Origin of the sequence: Aurantimonas sp. A3-2-R12, assembly GCF_036016755.1 — a bacterium.
GTDB classification, from domain to species: domain Bacteria; phylum Pseudomonadota; class Alphaproteobacteria; order Rhizobiales; family Rhizobiaceae; genus Aurantimonas; species Aurantimonas coralicida_A.
In genome coordinates, this window is the sequence record NZ_JAYXIH010000040.1 from 22,375 (window position 1) to 40,904 (window position 18,530).

Sequence of the window (18,530 nt, forward strand, 5' to 3'; positions counted from 1 at the left end):
AAAAAAATTGTTCGGGCAATCGTAAGCTTGCATTAAGCCTGCGGTTTAAGTCGAATTTTAGATGCGTCGCGTAAGTTGGGTCTCAAGATGGGGTCGAAAAGAACATCCATCAAGACAACAGCGGAGCAATACTATGAACGCGCAGATCAAGAGCGAAATCGCCACGCAGCCCTCGGCGAAGAACGAACTGAAGTCGCTTTATCTCGAGACGTTGCAACTCGTCGAGCGGCTGCATCGGCGGCTGCTGGATGTCATCAAGGACGAGTTCGATCGCAACGGCCGCACCGACATCAATGCCGTGCAGGCGTTGCTGCTCTTCAATATCGGCGACTCCACGTTGACCGCTGGAGAATTGCGCAGCCGGGGCTTCTATCTGGGCTCCAACGTCTCCTACAATCTCAAGAAGCTGGTCGACCTCGGCTTCATCAATCATCAGAAGTCGCGGGTGGACCGCCGCGCCGTCCGCGTTTCGCTCACCGAAGCGGGTATGGCCGTCGCAGCGATCGTCGCGGAACTCTATGATCGCCACATCGGCTCCATCGACAAGGTCGGCGGACTCGACGAGCAGGAATTCCAGAAGATGAACCGGTCGCTGCAACGGCTCGATCGCTTCTGGAACGATCAGATTCTCTACCGCCTCTGATCCCGACGGCACGTGGCTCGACCGTCGCAGACGGCGCATTGGCGCCGTCGCGGGACGGCTGACACGGTGCTCAGCTCCTTGGCTGCGGCACGATGCGCATGTAGGGCTTGGGCGCCTTCCAGCCCTGCGGATAGATTTTCTCGGCCTCTTCGTTCGAGACCGAGCCGGCGATAATGACATCGTCGCCGGGCTTCCAGTTGGCCGGGGTGGCGACACGGTGCGCGGCGGTCAATTGGAGTGAGTCGATCACCCGCAGCACCTCGTCGAAATTGCGTCCCGTGCTCATCGGGTAGACCAGGATCAGCTTGATCTTTTTGTCCGGCCCGATGACGAAGACATTGCGCACAGTCTGGTTGTCCGCCGGCGTGCGCCCTTCGGACGTCCCCGTGACGCTCGCCGGAAGCATTCCGTAAAGCTTGGCAACCTCTAGATTGGGATCGCCGATCATCGGATAATTGGGTGCGAAGCCCTGCGTCTCCTTGATGTCCTGCGACCACTTGGCATGCTCGGCGACAGGATCCACGCTCAGGCCGATAACCTTTACGTCGCGCTTATCGAATTCGCCCTTGATCCTCGCCATGTAGCCAAGCTCGGTGGTGCAGACGGGCGTGAAGTTTTTCGGATGCGAGAACAGCACGCACCAGGAATCGCCGATCCATTCGTGGAACCTGATGGGTCCCTCGGTGGTGTCGGCCTCGAAGTCGGGTGCGGTCTCGTTGATCATCAGCGACATGACGTCCTCCATGGATCGATGTGCCAGTGGCAACAAAGGTAACGGCGCCCAGCCGTGCTCCGTGGCCTGACGTCCCTGACATTCGTAACGCCAGCCGGCATTTTCCTGATGAGCCCGAGGGCTCAGAGTTGCGGTCAGAATAGCACACTCAGACTGAATAGCGGAGCTTGCGCCGTCGGAGATTGTACCTATCCGCCGCGTGATCGCCCGCGCTTCACGCTTTGGCCATATTGCGATGTCTTACCCGACATGACGCAGGGGAGCGGCGCCCTGCGCCAGCGCTTGGCGACCTGCAAGTCACCCTTCACAAGGGTGACCGGGTCGCGGCGAGCAACCAACAGATTGACGAGGGGAACTCATGGCCAACGCAACCGATCGGCTTCACGGAAAACGCCTGACGCGCCGGAACTTCGTTCTCGGCACGGCCGCGGCCAGCGCAGCGTTGATGCCGGGTACGGTTCTGGCCCAGAATGCCCTGAGCGATCTCCTCCAGGCGCCAAGCCGTGGCAATTGGGACGATCAATTCGATACGCGCGGCACCAATGTCCGCGAGGTCGCATCCAATTCACCCACGCTGTCGTCCAACACCGTCGCGTCGATGCAGGCCGCTATCGCCAATTACCAGCAAATCGTCCAGATGGGCGGATGGCCGATGGTACCCGATAGTCAGCCAATGCGTCTCGGTGTCCAGTCGCCCGCCGTCGTGGCGCTTCGCCAGCGTCTTGCGATCTCCGGCGATCTGCCGGCCAGCGCAGGTGCGTCGCAGGCCTTCGACACCTATGTCGACGCGGCGGTGAAGCGCTTCCAGGCGCGCCACGGACTGCCAGCCGACGGGGTCGCCTCGACCTATACCTACAAGGCGATGAACGTCCCGGCCGACCTGCGTCTCGGTCAGTTGCAGACGAACATAACGCGGATCGAGTCAAAGCTTGGCGAGCTTGCCGGCCGCTTCGTCATGGTCAACATTCCGGCTGCTTCGATCGAGGCGGTCGAGAACGGCCAGGTGGTCCAGCGCCATACCGCCATCGTCGGCAAAGTCGATCGTCAGACCCCGATCCTGAATTCCAAGATCACCAATTTGAACCTCAACCCGTATTGGCACGCGCCGGCATCGATCGTTCGCCGGGACATCATTCCGCTGATGCAGAAGGATCCGACCTATCTGGAGCGCAACAGCATCCGGATCTTCGATGGCAGCGGCAACGAGATTCCGCCCCAGTCGATCGACTGGAATACCGACGAGGCGGTGAAATATCTGCTCCGTCAGGATCCCGGCAAGATCAACGCGATGGCCTCGGTGAAGATCAACTTCCCGAACCCGCACGCTGTCTACATGCACGACACGCCGCAACAGAGCCTGTTTTCCGAACTGCTGCGCTTCGAATCCTCTGGTTGCGTGCGGGTGCAGAACGTCCGCGATCTGATCGTCTGGATCGCCCGCGACGTGCCGGGCTGGGATCGCCAGCGCATCGAACAGGTGATCGCATCGCGCCAGCGCGAGGATATCAACCTGACCACGACCATCCCGGTCTATTTCAGCTATTTCACCGCCTGGGCGACCGATCCGTCTGTGGTGCAGTTCCGCGACGACATCTATCAGCGGGACGGGGCGCAGCAGCTCGCGATGACTGATGTCAATGCGACTGCCTACGCTGCCAACGAGCAGAACCCCTACGCTCGGGGCGAGGACGGCTACTGACCCCCAAGCCACGCTCCAGACGTGGATGAGTGACGTATTTTTCGGGCCGGGGGCGACAGTCTCCGGCCCGTTTGCGTTGTGTGTTGGCGCATTGGTCTGGCGGAATGGCTGTGATATGGCCAGATCGGACATTTCAAAGGCGGCGCGCGCCTGCCTAGCCTCTGAGGAGAGAACACGAATGAGCCAGGTTTCCGGCGCCGTTGCCCCGTCTGATTTCGAGGACTTCTTCACCGCGACGCTGGCGGAACGGGATCCGGATGTAGCTGGCGCAGTACGCCAGGAACTCTCTCGCCAGCAGCACGAGATCGAGTTGATCGCGTCGGAAAACATCGTCTCGCGTGCGGTTCTCGAGGCCCAGGGTTCGGTCCTGACCAACAAATACGCCGAGGGTTATCCGGGGCGGCGCTATTATGGCGGCTGCGAATTCGTGGACATCGTCGAGGATCTCGCGATCGAGCGCGCCAAGCAGCTCTTCGGGTGCGCCTACGCGAACGTCCAGCCGAATTCCGGCAGCCAAGCCAACCAGGCTGTGTTGCTGGCGCTGTCGAAGCCCGGCGACACGCTGCTCGGAATGAGTCTGGACGCCGGCGGTCACCTGACCCATGGCGCCAAGCCCAATCTGTCGGGACGCTGGTTCAATGCCGTCCAGTACGGTCTCGATCTCGACACCGGCCTGATCGACTACGATCAGGTCGAGGCTCTCGCGACCGAGCATAAGCCGGCGGTCATCGTCGCCGGCGGTTCGGCCTATTCCCGCCGCATCGACTTCGCGCGCTTCCGCGCCATCGCCGACAAGGTGGGGGCCTATCTGTGGGTCGACATGGCGCATTTCGCTGGCCTCGTTGCCGGCGGCCAGCACCCGAGCCCGTTCCCGTATGCCCATGTCGCCACCTCCACGACCCACAAGACCCTGCGCGGTCCGCGCGGCGGCATCGTGGTGACCAATGACGAGGCGATCGCCAAGAAGATCAATTCAGCGATCTTCCCCGGCCTGCAGGGTGGCCCCCTGATGCATGTGATCGCCGGCAAGGCGGTGGCTTTCGGGGAGGCTCTGACGCCGGAGTACAAGTCCTACATCAAGGCGGTGGCGGACAATGCCAAGGCCCTTGCCGAGACGTTGCGCGAGGGCGGTGTCGACATCGTTTCCGGCGGTACCGACACGCATTTGATGCTGGTCGATCTGCGACCCAAGAACCTGACAGGCAAGGATTCGGAACGGGCACTTGGCCGCGCCAACATCACCTGCAACAAGAACGGCGTCCCGAACGATCCGCAGAAGCCGACGATCACCTCCGGCGTTCGTTTGGGTACGCCGGCGGCAACCAGCCGTGGCTTTGGCGCGCAGGAGTTCCGTGAGGTTGGCCGGATGATCGTCGAGGTGCTGGACGGTTTGGCGAGCGCCAATTCCGAGGAGGGCAACGCGGCGGTCGAGGCGGCGGTGAAGGACAGGGTCATCGCATTGACCGATCGCTTTCCGATCTACCCGAACCTCTGAGACTCGCGCGCCCGCGGATCCAGAACCCATCGAATTTCATCGGGCGTCCGGCGGCAGAGACTGGACGCCGTTACAAGTAACGAGGGCCCATGCGCTGCCCCTATTGCGGCTCGCAGGATAGTCAGGTCAAGGATTCGCGGCCGGCCGAAGACGGCGGCGCGATCCGCCGCCGGCGCGTCTGCCCCGATTGCAACGGTCGCTTCACCACCTTCGAACGCATCCAGCTCCGCGAGCTTCAAGTCCTGAAGAAGTCGGGCAAGAAAGTTCCGTTCGATCGCGACAAGCTGGCCCGATCGATCGAGGTGGCGTTGCGCAAGCGACCCGTCGAACCGGAGCGAATCGAACGCTTGATTTCGGGAATCGTCCGTCGTCTCGAACAGTCCGGGGAGCAGGATATTCCGTCCGATACGATCGGAGAGATGGTGATGGAAGCGCTGAAGGAACTCGACGACGTCGCCTTTGTCCGTTTCGCATCGGTCTACCGTGATTTCCGCGAGGCCAAGGATTTCCAGTCGTTGATCGGCGAATTGGCCCGGGCGGATTCGGCGGGTCCAGCCGAGGAGCCCAAATGATCACCGATCGGATCAGGCTCGGGCGATGACGCCGGCGTCGCCAATCGAGCTGTCGGCGGGGAGGGCGGCCACTGCTGCGGATCACCGCTTCATGGCCGCCGCCATTCGCTATGCGATGCGCAATGTCGGGCGGACCGCGACCAATCCCTCCGTCGCGACCCTGATCGTTCGCGACGACGGCGATGGCCCGCGAATTGTCGGGCGCGGTGTCACCGCGGTCGGTGGACGGCCGCATGCCGAGCCGGTGGCGCTGGCCGAAGCAGGAGCACTGGCTAAGGGAGCGACCGCCTATGTCACGCTCGAGCCATGCGCCCATCATGGGCGGACACCGCCTTGCGCGGAAGCTTTGATCGCGGCGGGCATCGCACGGGTGGTCTCGGCCGTGGCCGATCCCGATTCGCGGGTCGACGGCAAGGGGCACGCAATTCTCGCGGCCGCCGGCCTGGCCGTCACAAGCCGGCTGATGGCGGACGAAGCGGCGGAGACGATCTCCGGATATCTCAACCGGCATCGCAGGAAACGCCCGGAAGTGACTCTGAAGCTGGCGCTCTCGGCGGACGGAAAACTTGGATTGAAAGGGCAGGGACAGGTCAAGATCACCGGTCCGACCGCCAATGCCCAGACCCATTTGGCACGTACACGACACGACGCCATCCTGGTCGGGGCGGGGACCGTTCTCGATGACGATCCGCGCCTCGATTGCCGGTTGCCTGGGCTCGCCGACCGTTCGCCAACCCGAATCGTGCTCGATCCGCGATTGCGCACGACAGCTGAGATGTCCGTCGTGCGGACCGCGAGGGAAACGCCGACGCAGATCGCCAGCTTCGCCGATGCGGACCCGAATAAGCGCGCGGCGCTGGCTGCGGCCGGCGTCGGTTTCGTCGCCTGTGAAGCCGATCCGCACACCGGCCGGATCGCACTGCCCGAACTTCTCGAGGATCTCGCTGCCAGGGGCATGTCGAGCGTTCTGGTCGAGGGTGGAGCGGAGACCGCTGCAGCTTTCCTCTACGAGGACCTCGTCGATCGGTTTGTGCTTTTGCGGGGCGAGGTCGTCATCGGCGAAGACGGTATCGCGAGCCCGATCGATGTCGCGGCCGCGCGGCGGCGTTTTCGCCTGGTCCGGGAGTATCGCTTCGGCGCCGACCACGCGTTCGAGTTCGCCCGGAGGGAAGCCTGATGTTCACCGGAATTGTCACGGATATAGGCCGGATCGACCACGTCGAACGACTTGATTCGGGCCGCCGCTTCCGAATTGCGACCGCTTACGATACCGCATCGATCGCCATAGGCGCCTCGATCGCATGTTCGGGAGTTTGTCTTACCGTGACGGCTCTGTCCGGCGAGACCGCGAATGACGGCTGGTTTGAAGTCGAGGCTTGGGAGGAGGCGTTGCGCCTGACCACCGCCGGGCGGTGGGCAGAGGGCACGGCCATCAATCTGGAGCGCTCGCTGAGGATCGGCGATGAAATCGGGGGCCATCTGGTCTCCGGACACATCGATGGTCTGGCGGAGATTTTCGCCGTCGAGGAGGAGGGCGAGGCGGTCCGGTTCCGCTTGCGCGCGCCCCAGGATATGAAGCGATACATCGCCAGAAAGGGATCGGTTTGTCTCGACGGCACGTCGCTGACGGTCAATTCCGTTGCCGACGATCGCTTCGACGTCCTTCTCATACGCCATTCGCTGGAGGTCACGACCTGGGGCGGCCGCCGCCAGGGCGACAGCATCAATCTTGAGGTCGATCAGATTGCGCGCTATGCCGAGCGCCTGTTCGGCGCTAACTCGACCGCATCCTAGTGGCGGGGTTCGCTGCCGGGAATTTCTAACAAACGCCGACCGGTCACCACAACGGAACCACGCGATCTCCCTGCGGCGAAACGTCGCCCGCGCCGCGCCCCCGTCTGCCGGAATACTCGACCGCCAGGAAGGAACACCCATGGCATCCAAGCCGCATCTCCTCGTCGTCGAGGCCAGGTTCTATGAGCACATCGCCGATTTGCTGATCGAAGGGGCCAAGGCCGAACTCGACAAAGCTGGCGCGACCTTCGATGTCGTTACCGTGCCGGGCGCGCTGGAAGCGCCCGCGGCCGTCGGGTTCGCTCTCGCCGGCGCGGACGAGGGAAGGGCCGATTATGACGGGTTCATCGTGCTCGGATGTGTCATCCGCGGCGAGACCTATCATTTCGAACTCGTCGCCAACGAATCGTCGCGGGGCCTGATGGCGCTGTCGATCGACGAGACCGTCGCGATCGGCAATGGCATCCTGACCGTCGAGAACGAGGCGCAGGCGCTCGATCGCGCCGACCGCCGCCGCAAGGACAAGGGCGGCGCGGCCGCCCGCGCGGCGCTGCAGATGATCGCGCTCCGCGATCGGTTGGGGGCCTGAGATCATGGCCGGGACTGAGCCACAGCCTCGCGTTGTCAAGCCCGCCAATAAGCGGGGCGCGGCACGACTCGCCGCCGTACAGGCGCTCTACCAGATGGATGTGGGCGGTACCGGCCTGCTGGAGACGGTAGCGGAATATGAGGGTTTCCGGCTCGGCCAGGAGATCGACGGAGAGACCTATCGCGACGCGGATGCGGCCTGGTTCCGCGATGTGGTCTCCGGCGTCGTGCGGACTCAAAAAGCCATCGATCCGCGCATCCACGCCTCGTTGCCTACGGATTGGCCGCTGTCGCGCATCGACACCACCCTGCGGGCGATCCTGCGGGCCGGGGCCTACGAATTGACCAATCGCAAGGACGTTCCGGTCGCCGTCATCGTCTCTGAATATGTCGACGTCGCCAAGGCGTTCTACAATGACGACGAACCGGGGCTGGTCAATGCGGTGCTTGACCGCGTCGCGCGCGCCGAACGCGGCGAGGGCCGAGGCAAAGACGCCAAGGACTGATGGGGAACGCGGCGCCCCTTTCGCTCGGTGAACGGGCCGTGCGCCGCAACGCCTTCATTCTGGCGGGCGCGCAGGCTCTGGTCGGAGGCGCCGCGCCGGTCGTGATCTCGATTGGCGGCCTCGCCGGTGCGTGGCTGCTCCTCGAAGACAAGTCGATGGCCACGCTCCCGGTGACCGGATTCAATCTCGGCATCGCAATTGGGGCCTTGCCGGCGGCGGCGCTGATGCGGGCAGTCGGACGGCGGCTCGGTTTCGTTTCGGGGGCGCTGGTGACGTCCACCGGCGGTTTGGTCGCGACCCTTGCCTTGTTCGGCGGCAGTTTCTGGCTCTTCGCGCTGGCCTTGATGTTGGTCGGCGTCGGCGGCTCCTTCACCCAGCAATATCGCTTTGCCGCGACCGACGGCGCCTCCAGGTTGTATCAACCGCGGGCCATCGGGATTGTGCTGGCCGGGGGCATCCTGGCCGCCGTCATCGGACCGCAGACCGTGCGGCTGACGGACGGCCTCTTTCTGCCGGTCGATTTCGCCGGAGCGTTTGTTGGAGTCATCATCCTCGGTATCCTCGGTGCCGGCGTCCTGACATTTCTGCGAATTCCCGACGGCCCGGAGGAGACCCATCCGGACGATGCGATGCCGGCGCGGCCGTTGTCCGAGATCGTCGCACAGCCGCGTTTCCTGGTTGCGCTGCTGTGTGGCGTCGGCACGTACGGGGTGATGAGCTTCGTCATGACCGGCGCGCCGCTGGCGATCGTCGGCTGCGGACTCACCAAGGACGTGGCCGTTTTAGGCATTCAGTGGCACGTCCTTGCGATGTTCGGTCCGAGCTTCTTCACCGGCCGCCTGATCGCTCGGTTCGGAAAACAGGTCATCGTGGCGACCGGGCTTTTGCTGCTTGCGGCGAGTGGCGGCATTTTCATGTCCGGTCTCGCGGTCTGGAACTTCTGGGTCGGTCTCGCGCTGCTTGGCCTCGGCTGGAATTTCGGATTTATCGGGGCAACGGCGATGGTCGCGGAGACCTACCGGCCGTCGGAAAAGAACAAGACGCAAGGGCTGCACGATTTCCTGCTGTTTTCCACGGTCGCCTTCGCGTCCTTCATGTCGGGGCGGACCTTCGTAGCCGCGGGCTGGGAGACGATGAATGTCGTCATCTTCCCAATCGTGGCGCTATGTCTCGTGGCATTGGTCGTGCAGTCGCGCTTCGCGCCGCGGACGCAGCCGCAAGGGTAAATTCGCCCATCCGACCAATCTGGGCGCTTGACGGCATCCGGCCCTTCTATAACCTCCCGGTCGCCTTGCGGGACGGGGAATGAAATTCGTTCTCGTCGGGAAAATTGGGGAAATCGCCGGACACATATCTGGCGAGGAGTGAGGGAACAGCATGCCGACAATCTTAATTATTGTGGCTCTGTGCGGGCTACTGGCGATCGTCTACGCGATTTGGGCCACCCGATCAGTCATGGCGGCCGATCAGGGCTCGGCGCGAATGCAGGAGATCGCCGGTGCGATTCGGGAAGGCGCCCAAGCCTATCTTTTGCGCCAGTACACCACCATCGCGATCGTCGGCGCGGTTGTTGCTGCCATCACCTGGTTCCTCCTGTCGGCCTATGCCGCGGGCGGTTTCCTCATCGGCGCAGTCTTGTCAGGTCTCGCCGGCTTTATCGGCATGAACGTGTCGGTGCGCGCCAACGTCCGGACCGCCCAGGCGTGCTCGCGCTCGCTCAGCCTCGGTCTCGGTATTGCCTTTAAGTCGGGGGCGATCACGGGGATGCTCGTGGCCGGACTGGCGTTGCTTGGCGTCACCGTCTATTTTCTCCTTCTCACCACGCAATTCGGTTTCGCGGCCTCGGACCGCACCGTGATCGACGCGCTCGTCTCGCTCGGCTTCGGCGCATCGCTGATCTCCATCTTCGCCCGTCTGGGCGGCGGCATCTTTACCAAGGGCGCCGACGTCGGCGGTGATCTCGTCGGCAAGGTGGAAGCCGGCATTCCCGAGGACGACCCGCGCAATCCTGCCACCATCGCCGACAATGTCGGCGACAATGTCGGCGATTGCGCCGGCATGGCGGCCGATCTCTTCGAGACCTACGCGGTGACCATCGTCGCGACGATGGTGCTCGGCGCGATCTTCTTTGCCGGCTCCGACATCATCGAAAGCGTGATGGCATATCCGCTGGCGATCGGCGGCGCCTGCATCATCACGTCGATCATCGGCACGTTCTTTGTTCGGCTTGGCTCGAACGGCTCGATCATGGGCGCCCTGTACAAGGGCCTGTGGGCGACGACGCTGCTGTCGATCGTGGGCCTCGCGATCGCGACCTGGGCCACGATTGGCTTCGGCGACATCGGCCAGTCCACGGATGGCGTGACGATCAACGGCCTGAACCTTTTCTTCAGCGGCATCATCGGTCTCGTGGTCACCGGGCTGATCGTCTGGATTACGGAATTTTATACCGGGATCGGCTTCCGCCCCGTCCGTTCAATCAGCGAGGCATCCGTGTCGGGTCACGGAACCAACGTCATCCAGGGTCTCGCGGTGTCGCTCGAGGCAACGGCGCTGCCGACGATCGTCATCGTCGCCGGCATCATCTCGACCTACCAACTCGCGGGCCTTTACGGGACCGCGATCGCCGTGACCGCCATGCTCGGCATCGCCGGCATGATCGTCGCCCTCGACGCGTTCGGGCCGGTGACGGACAACGCGGGCGGCATCGCGGAAATGGCGGGTCTGCCCGCCGATGTTCGCCGTTCGACCGATGCGCTCGACGCGGTCGGCAACACGACCAAGGCGGTCACCAAGGGCTATGCGATTGGCTCGGCCGGTCTCGGCGCCTTGGTGCTGTTCGCCGCGTACAACTACGACCTGCAATATTTTATCCAGCAGGCCAACGCAGGGCAGGGCTTCGAATATTTCCAAGGGGTCGAGCCCGATTTCGCGCTCACCAACCCCTTCGTCGTCGTCGGCCTGTTCCTCGGCGGCCTGATCCCGTTTCTCTTCGGCGGCATCGCGATGACGGCGGTCGGACGCGCGGCGAGTTCCGTGGTCGAGGAGGTGCGCCGACAGTTCCGTGAGAAGCCGGGCATCATGGCCGGCACGGAGCGGCCCGACTATGCAAGGGCGGTCGACCTTCTGACCCGTGCGGCGATCAAGGAGATGATCGTGCCATCGCTGCTGCCGGTTCTGGCGCCAATCGTCGTCTATTTCGGCGTCCTGTTGATCGCCGACAAGAGCCAGGCCTTCTCGGCGGTGGGGGGGATGCTGCTCGGCGTCATCGTCACCGGCATCTTCGTCGCCATCTCGATGACGTCCGGCGGCGGCGCCTGGGACAATGCGAAGAAGTCCTTCGAGGACGGTTTTGTCGATGCCTCCGGCACTAAGCATATGAAGGGCTCGGAGGCCCACAAGGCTTCGGTCACCGGTGACACGGTCGGCGATCCCTACAAGGATACGGCGGGTCCGGCGGTCAATCCGGCGATCAAGATCACCAACATCGTCGCGCTGCTGCTTTTGGCGGTCCTCGCCCACAGCTGATCTCGCGGGGAGTCGCGAAAAGGAAAGAGCCCCGCGAGATCGCTCGCGGGGCTCTTTTCATGCCGACTGTCCGGCTCAGGTCAGAGGCGGATACCGCGCCCGCCGCTGCCGGTATCGGTCAGGATCTGGCCGAGGAAGGTTTTATCCTTGCCACCCGTCGTCGTCGTGCGCGAGATGAAGTCGAAGAGCTGACCGTTCTGCAGGCCGTAATTGGCGATCCGCTCGACGCGTCCGTCCGCATTGAAGTAGACCGCAAGCACCTTCTGGTCGACCAGTTGGGGCTGCATGAACGCCACCGGGCGAACGCGCTTCTGGGAGATGTAATAGAATACCTCGTTGTCGAACGTCGCCGTCGTCGATGGCGAGCCGAGAGCCAGAAGCACCTGCTCGCGGCTGGAGCCGACCGGAACCAGCTCGAGGCTTTTTTCGTCGACGACGTAGCCCTGGTTCAGGACCTCGCTGGTCGAGCACGCGGACAGGGCGAGAACCGCCGCGACGGCGGCGGAAGCGAGCATCGATCGCTTCAGGCGGACGGATGAGTTCACGCTGATCATTCTCCTTGAGGCCATTGACGTCGCGTCCCGCAGGCTGCGCTGCATAACGGCGATTTCCAACGCGCCGCGAAGGCACGGCGGTCTCCTCCACCGCCTTTCAAACCAAGCCGGTCGGACTAGGTAAAGCACCTTCGGCGGCGTTGCAATCGGCTCCGCGCTGTGGCACCCGCCCCGGTGATATCGCCCGAAACGCATCGGACCCAGCCATGTTCGCCCGACTGAAAACCAACCGTCGTAATCGCGAAGTCGTTGAGCGTCTCTATGGCGAACTGGTGGCGCTGGCCCGCAGTCCCGAGCTTTATCTGGAGCATGGCATCCCGGATACCGTGATGGGACGGTTCGACGCCTTGTCGATCCATGTCTTCCTGTTTCTCCAGCGTTGCCGGGAAGAGCCTGCGCTCCAGGCGATCGCGCAGGATGTCGTCGACCGTTTCATCACCGATGTCGAGCAGTCGATCCGCGAACTGGGAGTGGGCGATCCCTCGGTTCCAAAGCGCATGCGCAAGCTGGCAGGAATTTTCTACGAGCGCGTCGCCGCCTATGAGGCGGCGCTCGACGATTCCCAGGTGCCGCTCGCCCGCCTCGCTGCCGCACTCCAGGCACGCGTTGTTCCCGCCGAGGCGGGGGAGGGTGTTGCCTTGCGGCTGGCAACCTACATGGCGGGAATGAAAACGCGGTTTCAGGCGACGACGGTCTCCGCGATTCTTTCGGGACACATCGAGACTGGCGAGTTGGGAGGGGCGGCATGACTCGGGAATTTATGGGGTCCAAGGCCATCCGATACCCCATATCGCCGCTCAAATTGCCGCGCGATGGTATGCTGGTCCGCTTCGAGGCGGATGAAACGGAGCGTGGGGCGCTGGCCGGCGAACTCGACATTTCAGCGGTCGAAACGTTTGTCGGCGATCTCCGCGTGCTGCCCTGGCGGGCCGAGGGCGTGCGTGTCACCGGGCAGGTTGCGGCGACGGTCGTGCAGCTGAGCGTCGTCAGCCTGGAGCCGCTGCGCCAGACGATCACGGAACCGTTCGAGCTGATTTTCGTGCCAGAGGGCTCCAAGCTGGCGCGTATCGATCAACCGGGCGAGCAGGAATTATACATCGATCCCGAGGGCGAGGATCCGCCTGAGGTGTACGCCGGTCACACCATCGACCTTGGTCCGTATCTGGTGGAGGCTATGGCGCTGGCCCTCGACCCGTATCCGCGTGAGGCGGACGCGGTTTTCGATCGCGTCGATACGGACCCCGATCCCGACGCCCGCCCGCCCTCTGCCTTCGAGGCCTTGGTGTCCCTCGTTCCGCGTGACGATGAGAACAAAAATTGATGGAAAATCGACGGTTGCCGTTCGCGCGCAAACGGATATCTTCGCGCCGCGCCGTCCGGGTGCACTGCAGGAAAGCGAGAGACCTTTGAATTCAAAGACNGCCGTTCGCGCGCAAACGGATATCTTCGCGCCGCGCCGTCCGGGTGCACTGCAGGAAAGCGAGAGACCTTTGAATTCAAAGACCGGCATTACGATCTCGATCGACGCCATGGGCGGTGATCACGGGCCGGACGTGGTTCTCGCGGGTGCGGCCATCGCGCTGAAGCGCCACCCCGACACGCGCTTTGTCCTCTTCGGCCAGAGCGATCTCGTCATGCCGCTTCTCGACGCGGACCCCGAACTGGCGGCAGCATCGACGTTTCACCATTGCGAGATTTCGATTCGCATGGACGACAAACCGTCGCAGGCACTCCGACAGGGCCGGTACAAATCCTCCATGTGGCGGGCGATCGAGGCCGTGAAGACGCGCGAGGCCGATGTCGCGGTCTCGGCCGGAAACACCGGTGCGCTGATGGCCATGGCCAAGTTCTGTCTGCGCACGATGGCCAATATAGAGCGTCCGGCGATCGCCGCGATCTGGCCGACCCTGCGTGGCGACAGCATCGTGCTCGATGTCGGCGCGACGATCGGCGCGGACGCGCAGCAATTGATCGACTTCTCGATGATGGGCGGCGCCATGGCGCGGGCTCTCTTCGGCGTGGAGCGCCCGACCGTCGGCTTGCTCAACATCGGTGTGGAGGAGGTCAAGGGTCAGGACGAGATTCGCGAGGCTGGCCGTTTCCTCAAAGAGACGCCGCTGTCCGGCATCGACTATCGCGGCTTCGTCGAAGGCGACGACCTCGGCAAGGGCACGGTGGATGTCGTCGTGACCGAAGGCTTTACCGGCAACATCGCGCTGAAGACGGCCGAGGGAACCGCCAAGCAGATCGGCGCCTATCTGCGCGCCGCCATGTCGCAGACCTGGCTTGCCAAGGCCGGATACATCCTGGCCAGGAGCGCCTTCGAACGGCTTCGCGACAAGATGGACCCGCGCAAGGCCAATGGCGGCGTGTTTCTCGGCCTCAACGGCATCGTCATCAAGAGCCATGGCGGCACGGATGCGGAAGGGATCGCGGCGGCGATCGATCTGGCTCACGCGATGGCGCGCAACGGCCTGCGCGAAAAGATCGAGGCGGACCTCAATAGCTTCTATCTGCGCGTTTCCGAGGAAGCCGTCGCAATTCCCGAAAGCAATCTGCAATGACGAATGAAACGAGATCGGTCGTGCGCGGGACCGGCTCGGCCCTGCCCGAACGGATCATGCGCAACCAGGATTTCGAAGGCATCGTCGAGACCTCCGACGAATGGATACGCCAGCGAACGGGCATCGCGGCGCGTCACATCGCCGGCGACCATGAGACCACCGTGTCGCTCGCCGAGGCGGCGGCGCGGCAGGCGCTCGCGGCCGCCGGTCTCGAACCCGCCGACATCGACCTGATCGTCCTGGCGACCGCGACCCCCAACAACACGTTTCCTGCCTCTGCCGTGCAGGTTCAGCATCGACTTGGCATCTCACATGGCTTCGCCTTCGACCTTCAAGCCGTGTGCAGCGGTTTCGTCTATGCGCTGACCACCGCCGATCTCTACCTCAAGAGCGGCATGGCCCGGCGGGCGCTGGTCATCGGCGCGGAGACCTTTTCGCGCATTCTCGACTGGGAAGACCGGTCGACCTGCGTGCTGTTCGGCGACGGCGCCGGCGCCCTGGTGCTCGAAACGACCGCCGAAACCGGAGCGGACGAGGCTAGCGGCATCATCGTCTCGCGGCTGCGCTCGGACGGCGCCCACCAGTCGAAGCTTTATGTCGATGGTGGCCCCTCGACCACCGGTACGATCGGCAAACTGCGCATGGAAGGCCGCGAGGTTTTCAAGCACGCGGTCGGGATGATCACCGACGTGATCGAGGACTCGTTCGCGGCGGCGGGCGTAACGGCCGATGATATCGACTGGTTCGTTCCCCATCAGGCGAACCGGCGGATCATCGATGCCTCGGCGCGGAAACTCGGGATTGCCGCCGAGAAGGTGGTGGTGACCGTCGACCGGCATGGCAACACCTCGGCCGCCTCGATCCCGCTGGCTCTCGACGCGGCGGTTCGCGACGGTCGCATCAAGCGTGGCGATCTCGTGCTTCTGGAGGCCATGGGCGGCGGCTTCACCTGGGGTGCGGTTTTGATCCGCTGGTAGATATCAAGCCTTGATTCAGATGATGTTTTCGCTAAAGTGTGGCCATACGTAAGGGCGCCGACCAGCGATCTGTGTCCGACGGTCTTCCAGAAAGTTAGGGGACATGTATGGGAGACAAGACCCTCACCAGGGCCGACCTTGCCGAGGCGGTTTTCAGGAAGATCGGTCTGTCCAGGACAGAGTCGGCGCAACTTGTCGAAATGGTCCTCGACGAGATCTGCTCGACCATCGCCAGCGGGGAATCGGTCAAGATTTCGTCGTTCGGGTCGTTTCTGGTTCGCAAGAAGAACGAACGCGTTGGGCGGAATCCGAAGACCGGCGAGGAAGTGCCGATCTCGCCCCGGCGTGTCGCGGTGTTCAAGCCTTCGAACGTTCTGAAGGACCGGATACTGGGGGCGCATGGCGAGCGACGTCCGAAAGCGCACGGTCTCGAGATGCTGAAAGCCGCCGAGTAAGGCCGCGACGGTCGATTGGTCACCGCCATGACGGAAAAGAGCGTCGACGCCTTTCGCACGATCAGCGAGGTCGCGGGAGATCTCGACCTGCCGCAACATGTTCTGCGGTTCTGGGAAACCCGCTTCCCGCAGATCAAGCCGATGAAGCGGGGCGGCGGTCGTCGCTATTACCGGCCGGACGATGTCGAGCTTCTCAAGGGCATCCAGTATCTCCTGTACGTCAAGGGTTTCACCATCAAGGGCGTGCAGCGGATCCTGAAGGAAAACGGCGCGCGCTTCGTCGTGGCGATCGGTTCGGGTGACATCGCGGCGCTCGAGCAGATTCAGGCGGGACGGCAAAGCGCGGCAAGTGCCGGCGCGAACGACGAGCCCCATCTCGACGATATCGATCTGATTGCGCCCGAATCCCGGGAAGAGGCTGGGAAACCGACCGCTGCGGCGGAAGCACCGGGCAAGCCCTTCGCCGGGTTGCTGAAACGTCACCGCAACGCCGGCACCGAAGACGGCCAACGCGGCGGATTGCTCCCGCGCGAGAGCGCCGAAGAACTCGACGACGTGATCTTGCAGTTACTCGAATGCAAACGTCTGCTCGATCAGGTGCGGTGACGTCGACCGGCTTGAACGCGGCGTCTGCGCCTTTCGGCGCTCAGGGGCTGCCGGACAGGGCAATCCACCCGGCCGCAACAGCGGCGCCGTCTTTCGATCTCCGACGCTCGCCTGACCGGCCTCGCGCGCGCATCCGCTGCACGAGGCGGTCCGGCACTGGCGTCGTCGCCGGTTCGATCGGGAGCGGGACGGGCGTTTTTCGCGAGATCGCGTGCGCCGCACCGCATTTGCCTGTTGCACGCAATGCCCGGATTATCTAGGACAGTCAGCAGTCGGAGCGTAGCGCAGCCTGGTAGCGCACCTGAATGGGGTTCAGGGGGTCGGAGGTTCGAATCCTCTCGCTCCGACCATTTCCAAAGCCTTGCAAGGCCAAGGGGGCGCCGCGCCTGGCGGCAAAAATCCTGAGAACCCTCCAAAATTTTCGACCCTGGTTTGACCCGATGCGATGGGGGTTGGTTGGGACACCATCCCCGACATCCACAATTGCGGCCGGTCCGATTCCGCTCCAGCCCCGCCGGCGATCCATTCGGCGGGCGCGTCGGGGCCGTCCGGGTCGCGCATCCTCCGCAATGGTGACACCGTAGACGCCGCACTGCCGGCCCGCGAGTGATCCCGGTGATCATTCGTGCCCATCCTTGGGCCGGCGGTGAGGGGATTGAGGGGGAGGCGGGAAGGGTGGGGATAAGTTTTTTGCGGGGAGGGATGTGGAGGGGCTGGGGATCAAGGGTTCTGGATTGCTGTAGTGGAAATTTTATCGCACGGTTTTGCGTGGGTCTTCGCGGTCTGGGCATTCAAATGACCATCCGGCGATGGACAAATGTAAACAGCTGATAAAATATTTAATAATCACATTTGTCATATTTATGCTAACGAAACATATCCAATATGCTTCCATCCGCCCTACGTATCGAGAACTTCGAGCGTGAAATGAATAGATCGCTCCGAGTGATAAGTGATCCTCTGTTAAGACCATCAGGGCCGTCAAAGAAGCATCCAATCCCTGCCGTAAATGTAAACGTGCAGTTTTGATTAACCTGGATATAACGATCGTGAATATGAGCACCCCCGGGAATTTTCTGTGATTTGAATATTTTTATATTATTCTGACTCGTAAATAGTGGCGCCAAATTATTGGCTATCGTAGCTTCGGTCAGTCCTCCATCCCCCCGGCCGATGGCAATCTCGATCCGAGAATCAATCAAACCTCGGATTGCGGCACCTGCTGCACTTAGTGCGGAGGTAATCGAGCGTAAGGATGATCGACCAAAGTACCTATCATAAACGTATATTGACTTGGCGTGTGTGAACTGATCGCATAAAACCTGTTCAGGTAAAATATTTCCACCATCAAATAAATTCCAACTCTCAATTACATTTCCATTAGTCGGAAAAGATATGTCTGAATAATCCCCACCGGGGAATTTAACATGGATTACCTGATTTATATCAAGCACATCGCGATCATCTCCAGAAAATTCAAGAGAATGCGCAAACTTCTTACTACATAAAATCGATAATGGTAGGTATTCACCCTTTACGCTATTTAGCACCCCCTCGGCACGGCAAGCCATTTGGTCCGCAGATAATCCTCTAAGTTGGGAATTTCTTAGGAGGCCATTTAATATTTGCTGAGATGTGGCGTCTAGGGCGCTATTATCCGTAACAGCTAGAAGGTCTTCCGCAAGAAGCGCGTAGCGCTCGCCCAATGTAACTGCTCAGGTGGCTGGCTTCAGATGGTCTGAGCGGCAGGTACGAAGAGCGTAGCGGCGATGTTGCGGATGGCGCCGAAGGCTGTCTGTCCTGCGATTCGGGCTGT

Annotated in this window: 19 protein-coding genes and 1 tRNA gene; 17 read left to right on the forward strand and 3 right to left on the reverse strand. The window is 62.5% G+C overall.

Annotated features, from left to right (window positions below; translation table 11 throughout):
- The first annotated feature begins 133 nt into the window (after window positions 1–133).
- The gene (gene ldtR, locus VSX60_RS17545) at window positions 134–643 is read left to right on the forward strand and encodes a transcriptional regulator LdtR (protein WP_206455070.1); all 510 of its coding nucleotides are present in this window, start codon (window positions 134–136) and stop codon (window positions 641–643) included.
- A gap of 70 nt (window positions 644–713) precedes the next feature.
- Here the strand turns inward: ldtR and VSX60_RS17550 are convergent, their stop codons facing one another.
- A complete protein-coding gene (locus VSX60_RS17550) occupies window positions 714–1,376 on the reverse strand; it encodes a peroxiredoxin (RefSeq protein WP_327625560.1) in 663 nt (220 codons plus the stop codon).
- Window positions 1,377–1,734: 358 nt separating this feature from the next.
- Here VSX60_RS17550 and VSX60_RS17555 point away from each other — a divergent pair, with 358 nt between their 5' ends.
- The 9 genes from VSX60_RS17555 (at window position 1,735) to VSX60_RS17595 (ending at window position 11,558) form a co-directional block, all read left to right on the forward strand.
- On the forward strand, window positions 1,735–3,075 hold the full coding sequence (locus VSX60_RS17555) for a L,D-transpeptidase family protein (protein WP_442872883.1): 1,341 nt from the start codon (window positions 1,735–1,737) through the stop codon (window positions 3,073–3,075).
- Between the two features lie 178 nt (window positions 3,076–3,253).
- Window positions 3,254–4,570 carry a serine hydroxymethyltransferase gene (glyA, locus tag VSX60_RS17560; RefSeq protein ID WP_327625562.1) on the forward strand — a complete coding sequence of 439 codons (1,317 nt, stop codon included), beginning with the start codon at window positions 3,254–3,256 and terminating at the stop codon, window positions 4,568–4,570.
- An 89-nt stretch (window positions 4,571–4,659) separates the two neighbouring features.
- The gene (nrdR, locus tag VSX60_RS17565) at window positions 4,660–5,142 is read left to right on the forward strand and encodes a transcriptional regulator NrdR (protein ID WP_327625563.1); all 483 of its coding nucleotides are present in this window, start codon (window positions 4,660–4,662) and stop codon (window positions 5,140–5,142) included.
- Between the two features lie 91 nt (window positions 5,143–5,233).
- Complete coding sequence (gene ribD, locus VSX60_RS17570; protein ID WP_327625564.1) at window positions 5,234–6,319, forward strand: bifunctional diaminohydroxyphosphoribosylaminopyrimidine deaminase/5-amino-6-(5-phosphoribosylamino)uracil reductase RibD; 1,086 nt, start codon at window positions 5,234–5,236, stop codon at window positions 6,317–6,319.
- Window positions 6,319–6,936, forward strand: coding sequence for a riboflavin synthase (locus tag VSX60_RS17575; RefSeq protein WP_327625565.1), 618 nt, complete (start codon window positions 6,319–6,321; stop codon window positions 6,934–6,936). The genes ribD and VSX60_RS17575 overlap by 1 nt, the downstream gene beginning before the upstream one ends.
- Window positions 6,937–7,075: 139 nt before the next feature.
- Window positions 7,076–7,525 (forward strand): 6,7-dimethyl-8-ribityllumazine synthase, encoded by a 450-nt coding sequence (locus VSX60_RS17580; protein ID WP_327625567.1) that lies wholly within the window; start codon window positions 7,076–7,078, stop codon window positions 7,523–7,525.
- A 4-nt stretch (window positions 7,526–7,529) separates the two neighbouring features.
- The gene (nusB, locus tag VSX60_RS17585) at window positions 7,530–8,030 is read left to right on the forward strand and encodes a transcription antitermination factor NusB (RefSeq protein ID WP_327625568.1); all 501 of its coding nucleotides are present in this window, start codon (window positions 7,530–7,532) and stop codon (window positions 8,028–8,030) included.
- On the forward strand, window positions 8,030–9,256 hold the full coding sequence (locus VSX60_RS17590) for an MFS transporter (protein WP_327625569.1): 1,227 nt from the start codon (window positions 8,030–8,032) through the stop codon (window positions 9,254–9,256). Before nusB ends, VSX60_RS17590 begins: the two co-directional genes overlap by 1 nt.
- Before the next feature lie 151 nt (window positions 9,257–9,407).
- Window positions 9,408–11,558 (forward strand): sodium-translocating pyrophosphatase, encoded by a 2,151-nt coding sequence (locus VSX60_RS17595; RefSeq protein ID WP_327625571.1) that lies wholly within the window; start codon window positions 9,408–9,410, stop codon window positions 11,556–11,558.
- 80 nt (window positions 11,559–11,638) lie between these two features.
- Here the strand turns inward: VSX60_RS17595 and VSX60_RS17600 are convergent, their stop codons facing one another.
- Window positions 11,639–12,112, reverse strand: coding sequence for an outer membrane protein assembly factor BamE (locus VSX60_RS17600; RefSeq protein WP_327625572.1), 474 nt, complete (start codon window positions 12,110–12,112; stop codon window positions 11,639–11,641).
- A 206-nt stretch (window positions 12,113–12,318) separates the two neighbouring features.
- Between VSX60_RS17600 and VSX60_RS17605 the strand changes: the two genes are divergently transcribed.
- From VSX60_RS17605 to VSX60_RS17635, 7 genes are all read left to right on the forward strand, one after another.
- Window positions 12,319–12,861: a ubiquinol-cytochrome C chaperone family protein gene (locus tag VSX60_RS17605; protein ID WP_327625573.1), complete on the forward strand. Its 543-nt coding sequence runs from the start codon at window positions 12,319–12,321 to the stop codon at window positions 12,859–12,861.
- Window positions 12,858–13,433 (forward strand): YceD family protein, encoded by a 576-nt coding sequence (locus VSX60_RS17610; RefSeq protein WP_327625575.1) that lies wholly within the window; start codon window positions 12,858–12,860, stop codon window positions 13,431–13,433. Before VSX60_RS17605 ends, VSX60_RS17610 begins: the two co-directional genes overlap by 4 nt.
- A gap of 169 nt (window positions 13,434–13,602) precedes the next feature.
- On the forward strand, window positions 13,603–14,676 hold the full coding sequence (gene plsX / locus VSX60_RS17615) for a phosphate acyltransferase PlsX (RefSeq protein WP_327625576.1): 1,074 nt from the start codon (window positions 13,603–13,605) through the stop codon (window positions 14,674–14,676).
- On the forward strand, window positions 14,673–15,653 hold the full coding sequence (locus tag VSX60_RS17620; RefSeq protein WP_327625577.1) for a beta-ketoacyl-ACP synthase III: 981 nt from the start codon (window positions 14,673–14,675) through the stop codon (window positions 15,651–15,653). Before plsX ends, VSX60_RS17620 begins: the two co-directional genes overlap by 4 nt.
- A 107-nt stretch (window positions 15,654–15,760) precedes the next feature.
- Window positions 15,761–16,108 carry an integration host factor subunit alpha gene (locus tag VSX60_RS17625; protein ID WP_327625578.1) on the forward strand — a complete coding sequence of 116 codons (348 nt, stop codon included), beginning with the start codon at window positions 15,761–15,763 and terminating at the stop codon, window positions 16,106–16,108.
- A 27-nt stretch (window positions 16,109–16,135) separates the two neighbouring features.
- On the forward strand, window positions 16,136–16,714 hold the full coding sequence (locus tag VSX60_RS17630; RefSeq protein WP_327625579.1) for a MerR family transcriptional regulator: 579 nt from the start codon (window positions 16,136–16,138) through the stop codon (window positions 16,712–16,714).
- Between the two features lie 273 nt (window positions 16,715–16,987).
- Window positions 16,988–17,064, forward strand: a tRNA-Pro gene (locus VSX60_RS17635).
- 516 nt (window positions 17,065–17,580) lie between these two features.
- Here VSX60_RS17635 and VSX60_RS17640 read toward each other — a convergent pair.
- The gene (locus VSX60_RS17640) at window positions 17,581–18,420 is read right to left on the reverse strand and encodes a hypothetical protein (protein WP_327625580.1); all 840 of its coding nucleotides are present in this window, start codon (window positions 18,418–18,420) and stop codon (window positions 17,581–17,583) included.
- Between the last annotated feature and the right edge of the window lie 110 nt (window positions 18,421–18,530).

What these genes read in the sequence shown, in the direction of transcription:
- ldtR (WP_206455070.1), top strand. Translation starts at nt 134, where the DNA reads ATGAACGCGCAGATCAAGAGCGAAATCGCCACGCAGCCCTCGGCGAAG.
- VSX60_RS17550 (WP_327625560.1), bottom strand. Translation starts at nt 1,376, where the DNA reads ATGTCGCTGATGATCAACGAGACCGCACCCGACTTCGAGGCCGACACC.
- VSX60_RS17555 (WP_442872883.1), top strand. Translation starts at nt 1,735, where the DNA reads ATGGCCAACGCAACCGATCGGCTTCACGGAAAACGCCTGACGCGCCGG.
- glyA (WP_327625562.1), top strand. Translation starts at nt 3,254, where the DNA reads ATGAGCCAGGTTTCCGGCGCCGTTGCCCCGTCTGATTTCGAGGACTTC.
- nrdR (WP_327625563.1), top strand. Translation starts at nt 4,660, where the DNA reads ATGCGCTGCCCCTATTGCGGCTCGCAGGATAGTCAGGTCAAGGATTCG.
- ribD (WP_327625564.1), top strand. Translation starts at nt 5,234, where the DNA reads ATGGCCGCCGCCATTCGCTATGCGATGCGCAATGTCGGGCGGACCGCG.
- VSX60_RS17575 (WP_327625565.1), top strand. Translation starts at nt 6,319, where the DNA reads ATGTTCACCGGAATTGTCACGGATATAGGCCGGATCGACCACGTCGAA.
- VSX60_RS17580 (WP_327625567.1), top strand. Translation starts at nt 7,076, where the DNA reads ATGGCATCCAAGCCGCATCTCCTCGTCGTCGAGGCCAGGTTCTATGAG.
- nusB (WP_327625568.1), top strand. Translation starts at nt 7,530, where the DNA reads ATGGCCGGGACTGAGCCACAGCCTCGCGTTGTCAAGCCCGCCAATAAG.
- VSX60_RS17590 (WP_327625569.1), top strand. Translation starts at nt 8,030, where the DNA reads ATGGGGAACGCGGCGCCCCTTTCGCTCGGTGAACGGGCCGTGCGCCGC.
- VSX60_RS17595 (WP_327625571.1), top strand. Translation starts at nt 9,408, where the DNA reads ATGCCGACAATCTTAATTATTGTGGCTCTGTGCGGGCTACTGGCGATC.
- VSX60_RS17600 (WP_327625572.1), bottom strand. Translation starts at nt 12,112, where the DNA reads ATGATCAGCGTGAACTCATCCGTCCGCCTGAAGCGATCGATGCTCGCT.
- VSX60_RS17605 (WP_327625573.1), top strand. Translation starts at nt 12,319, where the DNA reads ATGTTCGCCCGACTGAAAACCAACCGTCGTAATCGCGAAGTCGTTGAG.
- VSX60_RS17610 (WP_327625575.1), top strand. Translation starts at nt 12,858, where the DNA reads ATGACTCGGGAATTTATGGGGTCCAAGGCCATCCGATACCCCATATCG.
- VSX60_RS17620 (WP_327625577.1), top strand. Translation starts at nt 14,673, where the DNA reads ATGACGAATGAAACGAGATCGGTCGTGCGCGGGACCGGCTCGGCCCTG.
- VSX60_RS17625 (WP_327625578.1), top strand. Translation starts at nt 15,761, where the DNA reads ATGGGAGACAAGACCCTCACCAGGGCCGACCTTGCCGAGGCGGTTTTC.
- VSX60_RS17630 (WP_327625579.1), top strand. Translation starts at nt 16,136, where the DNA reads ATGACGGAAAAGAGCGTCGACGCCTTTCGCACGATCAGCGAGGTCGCG.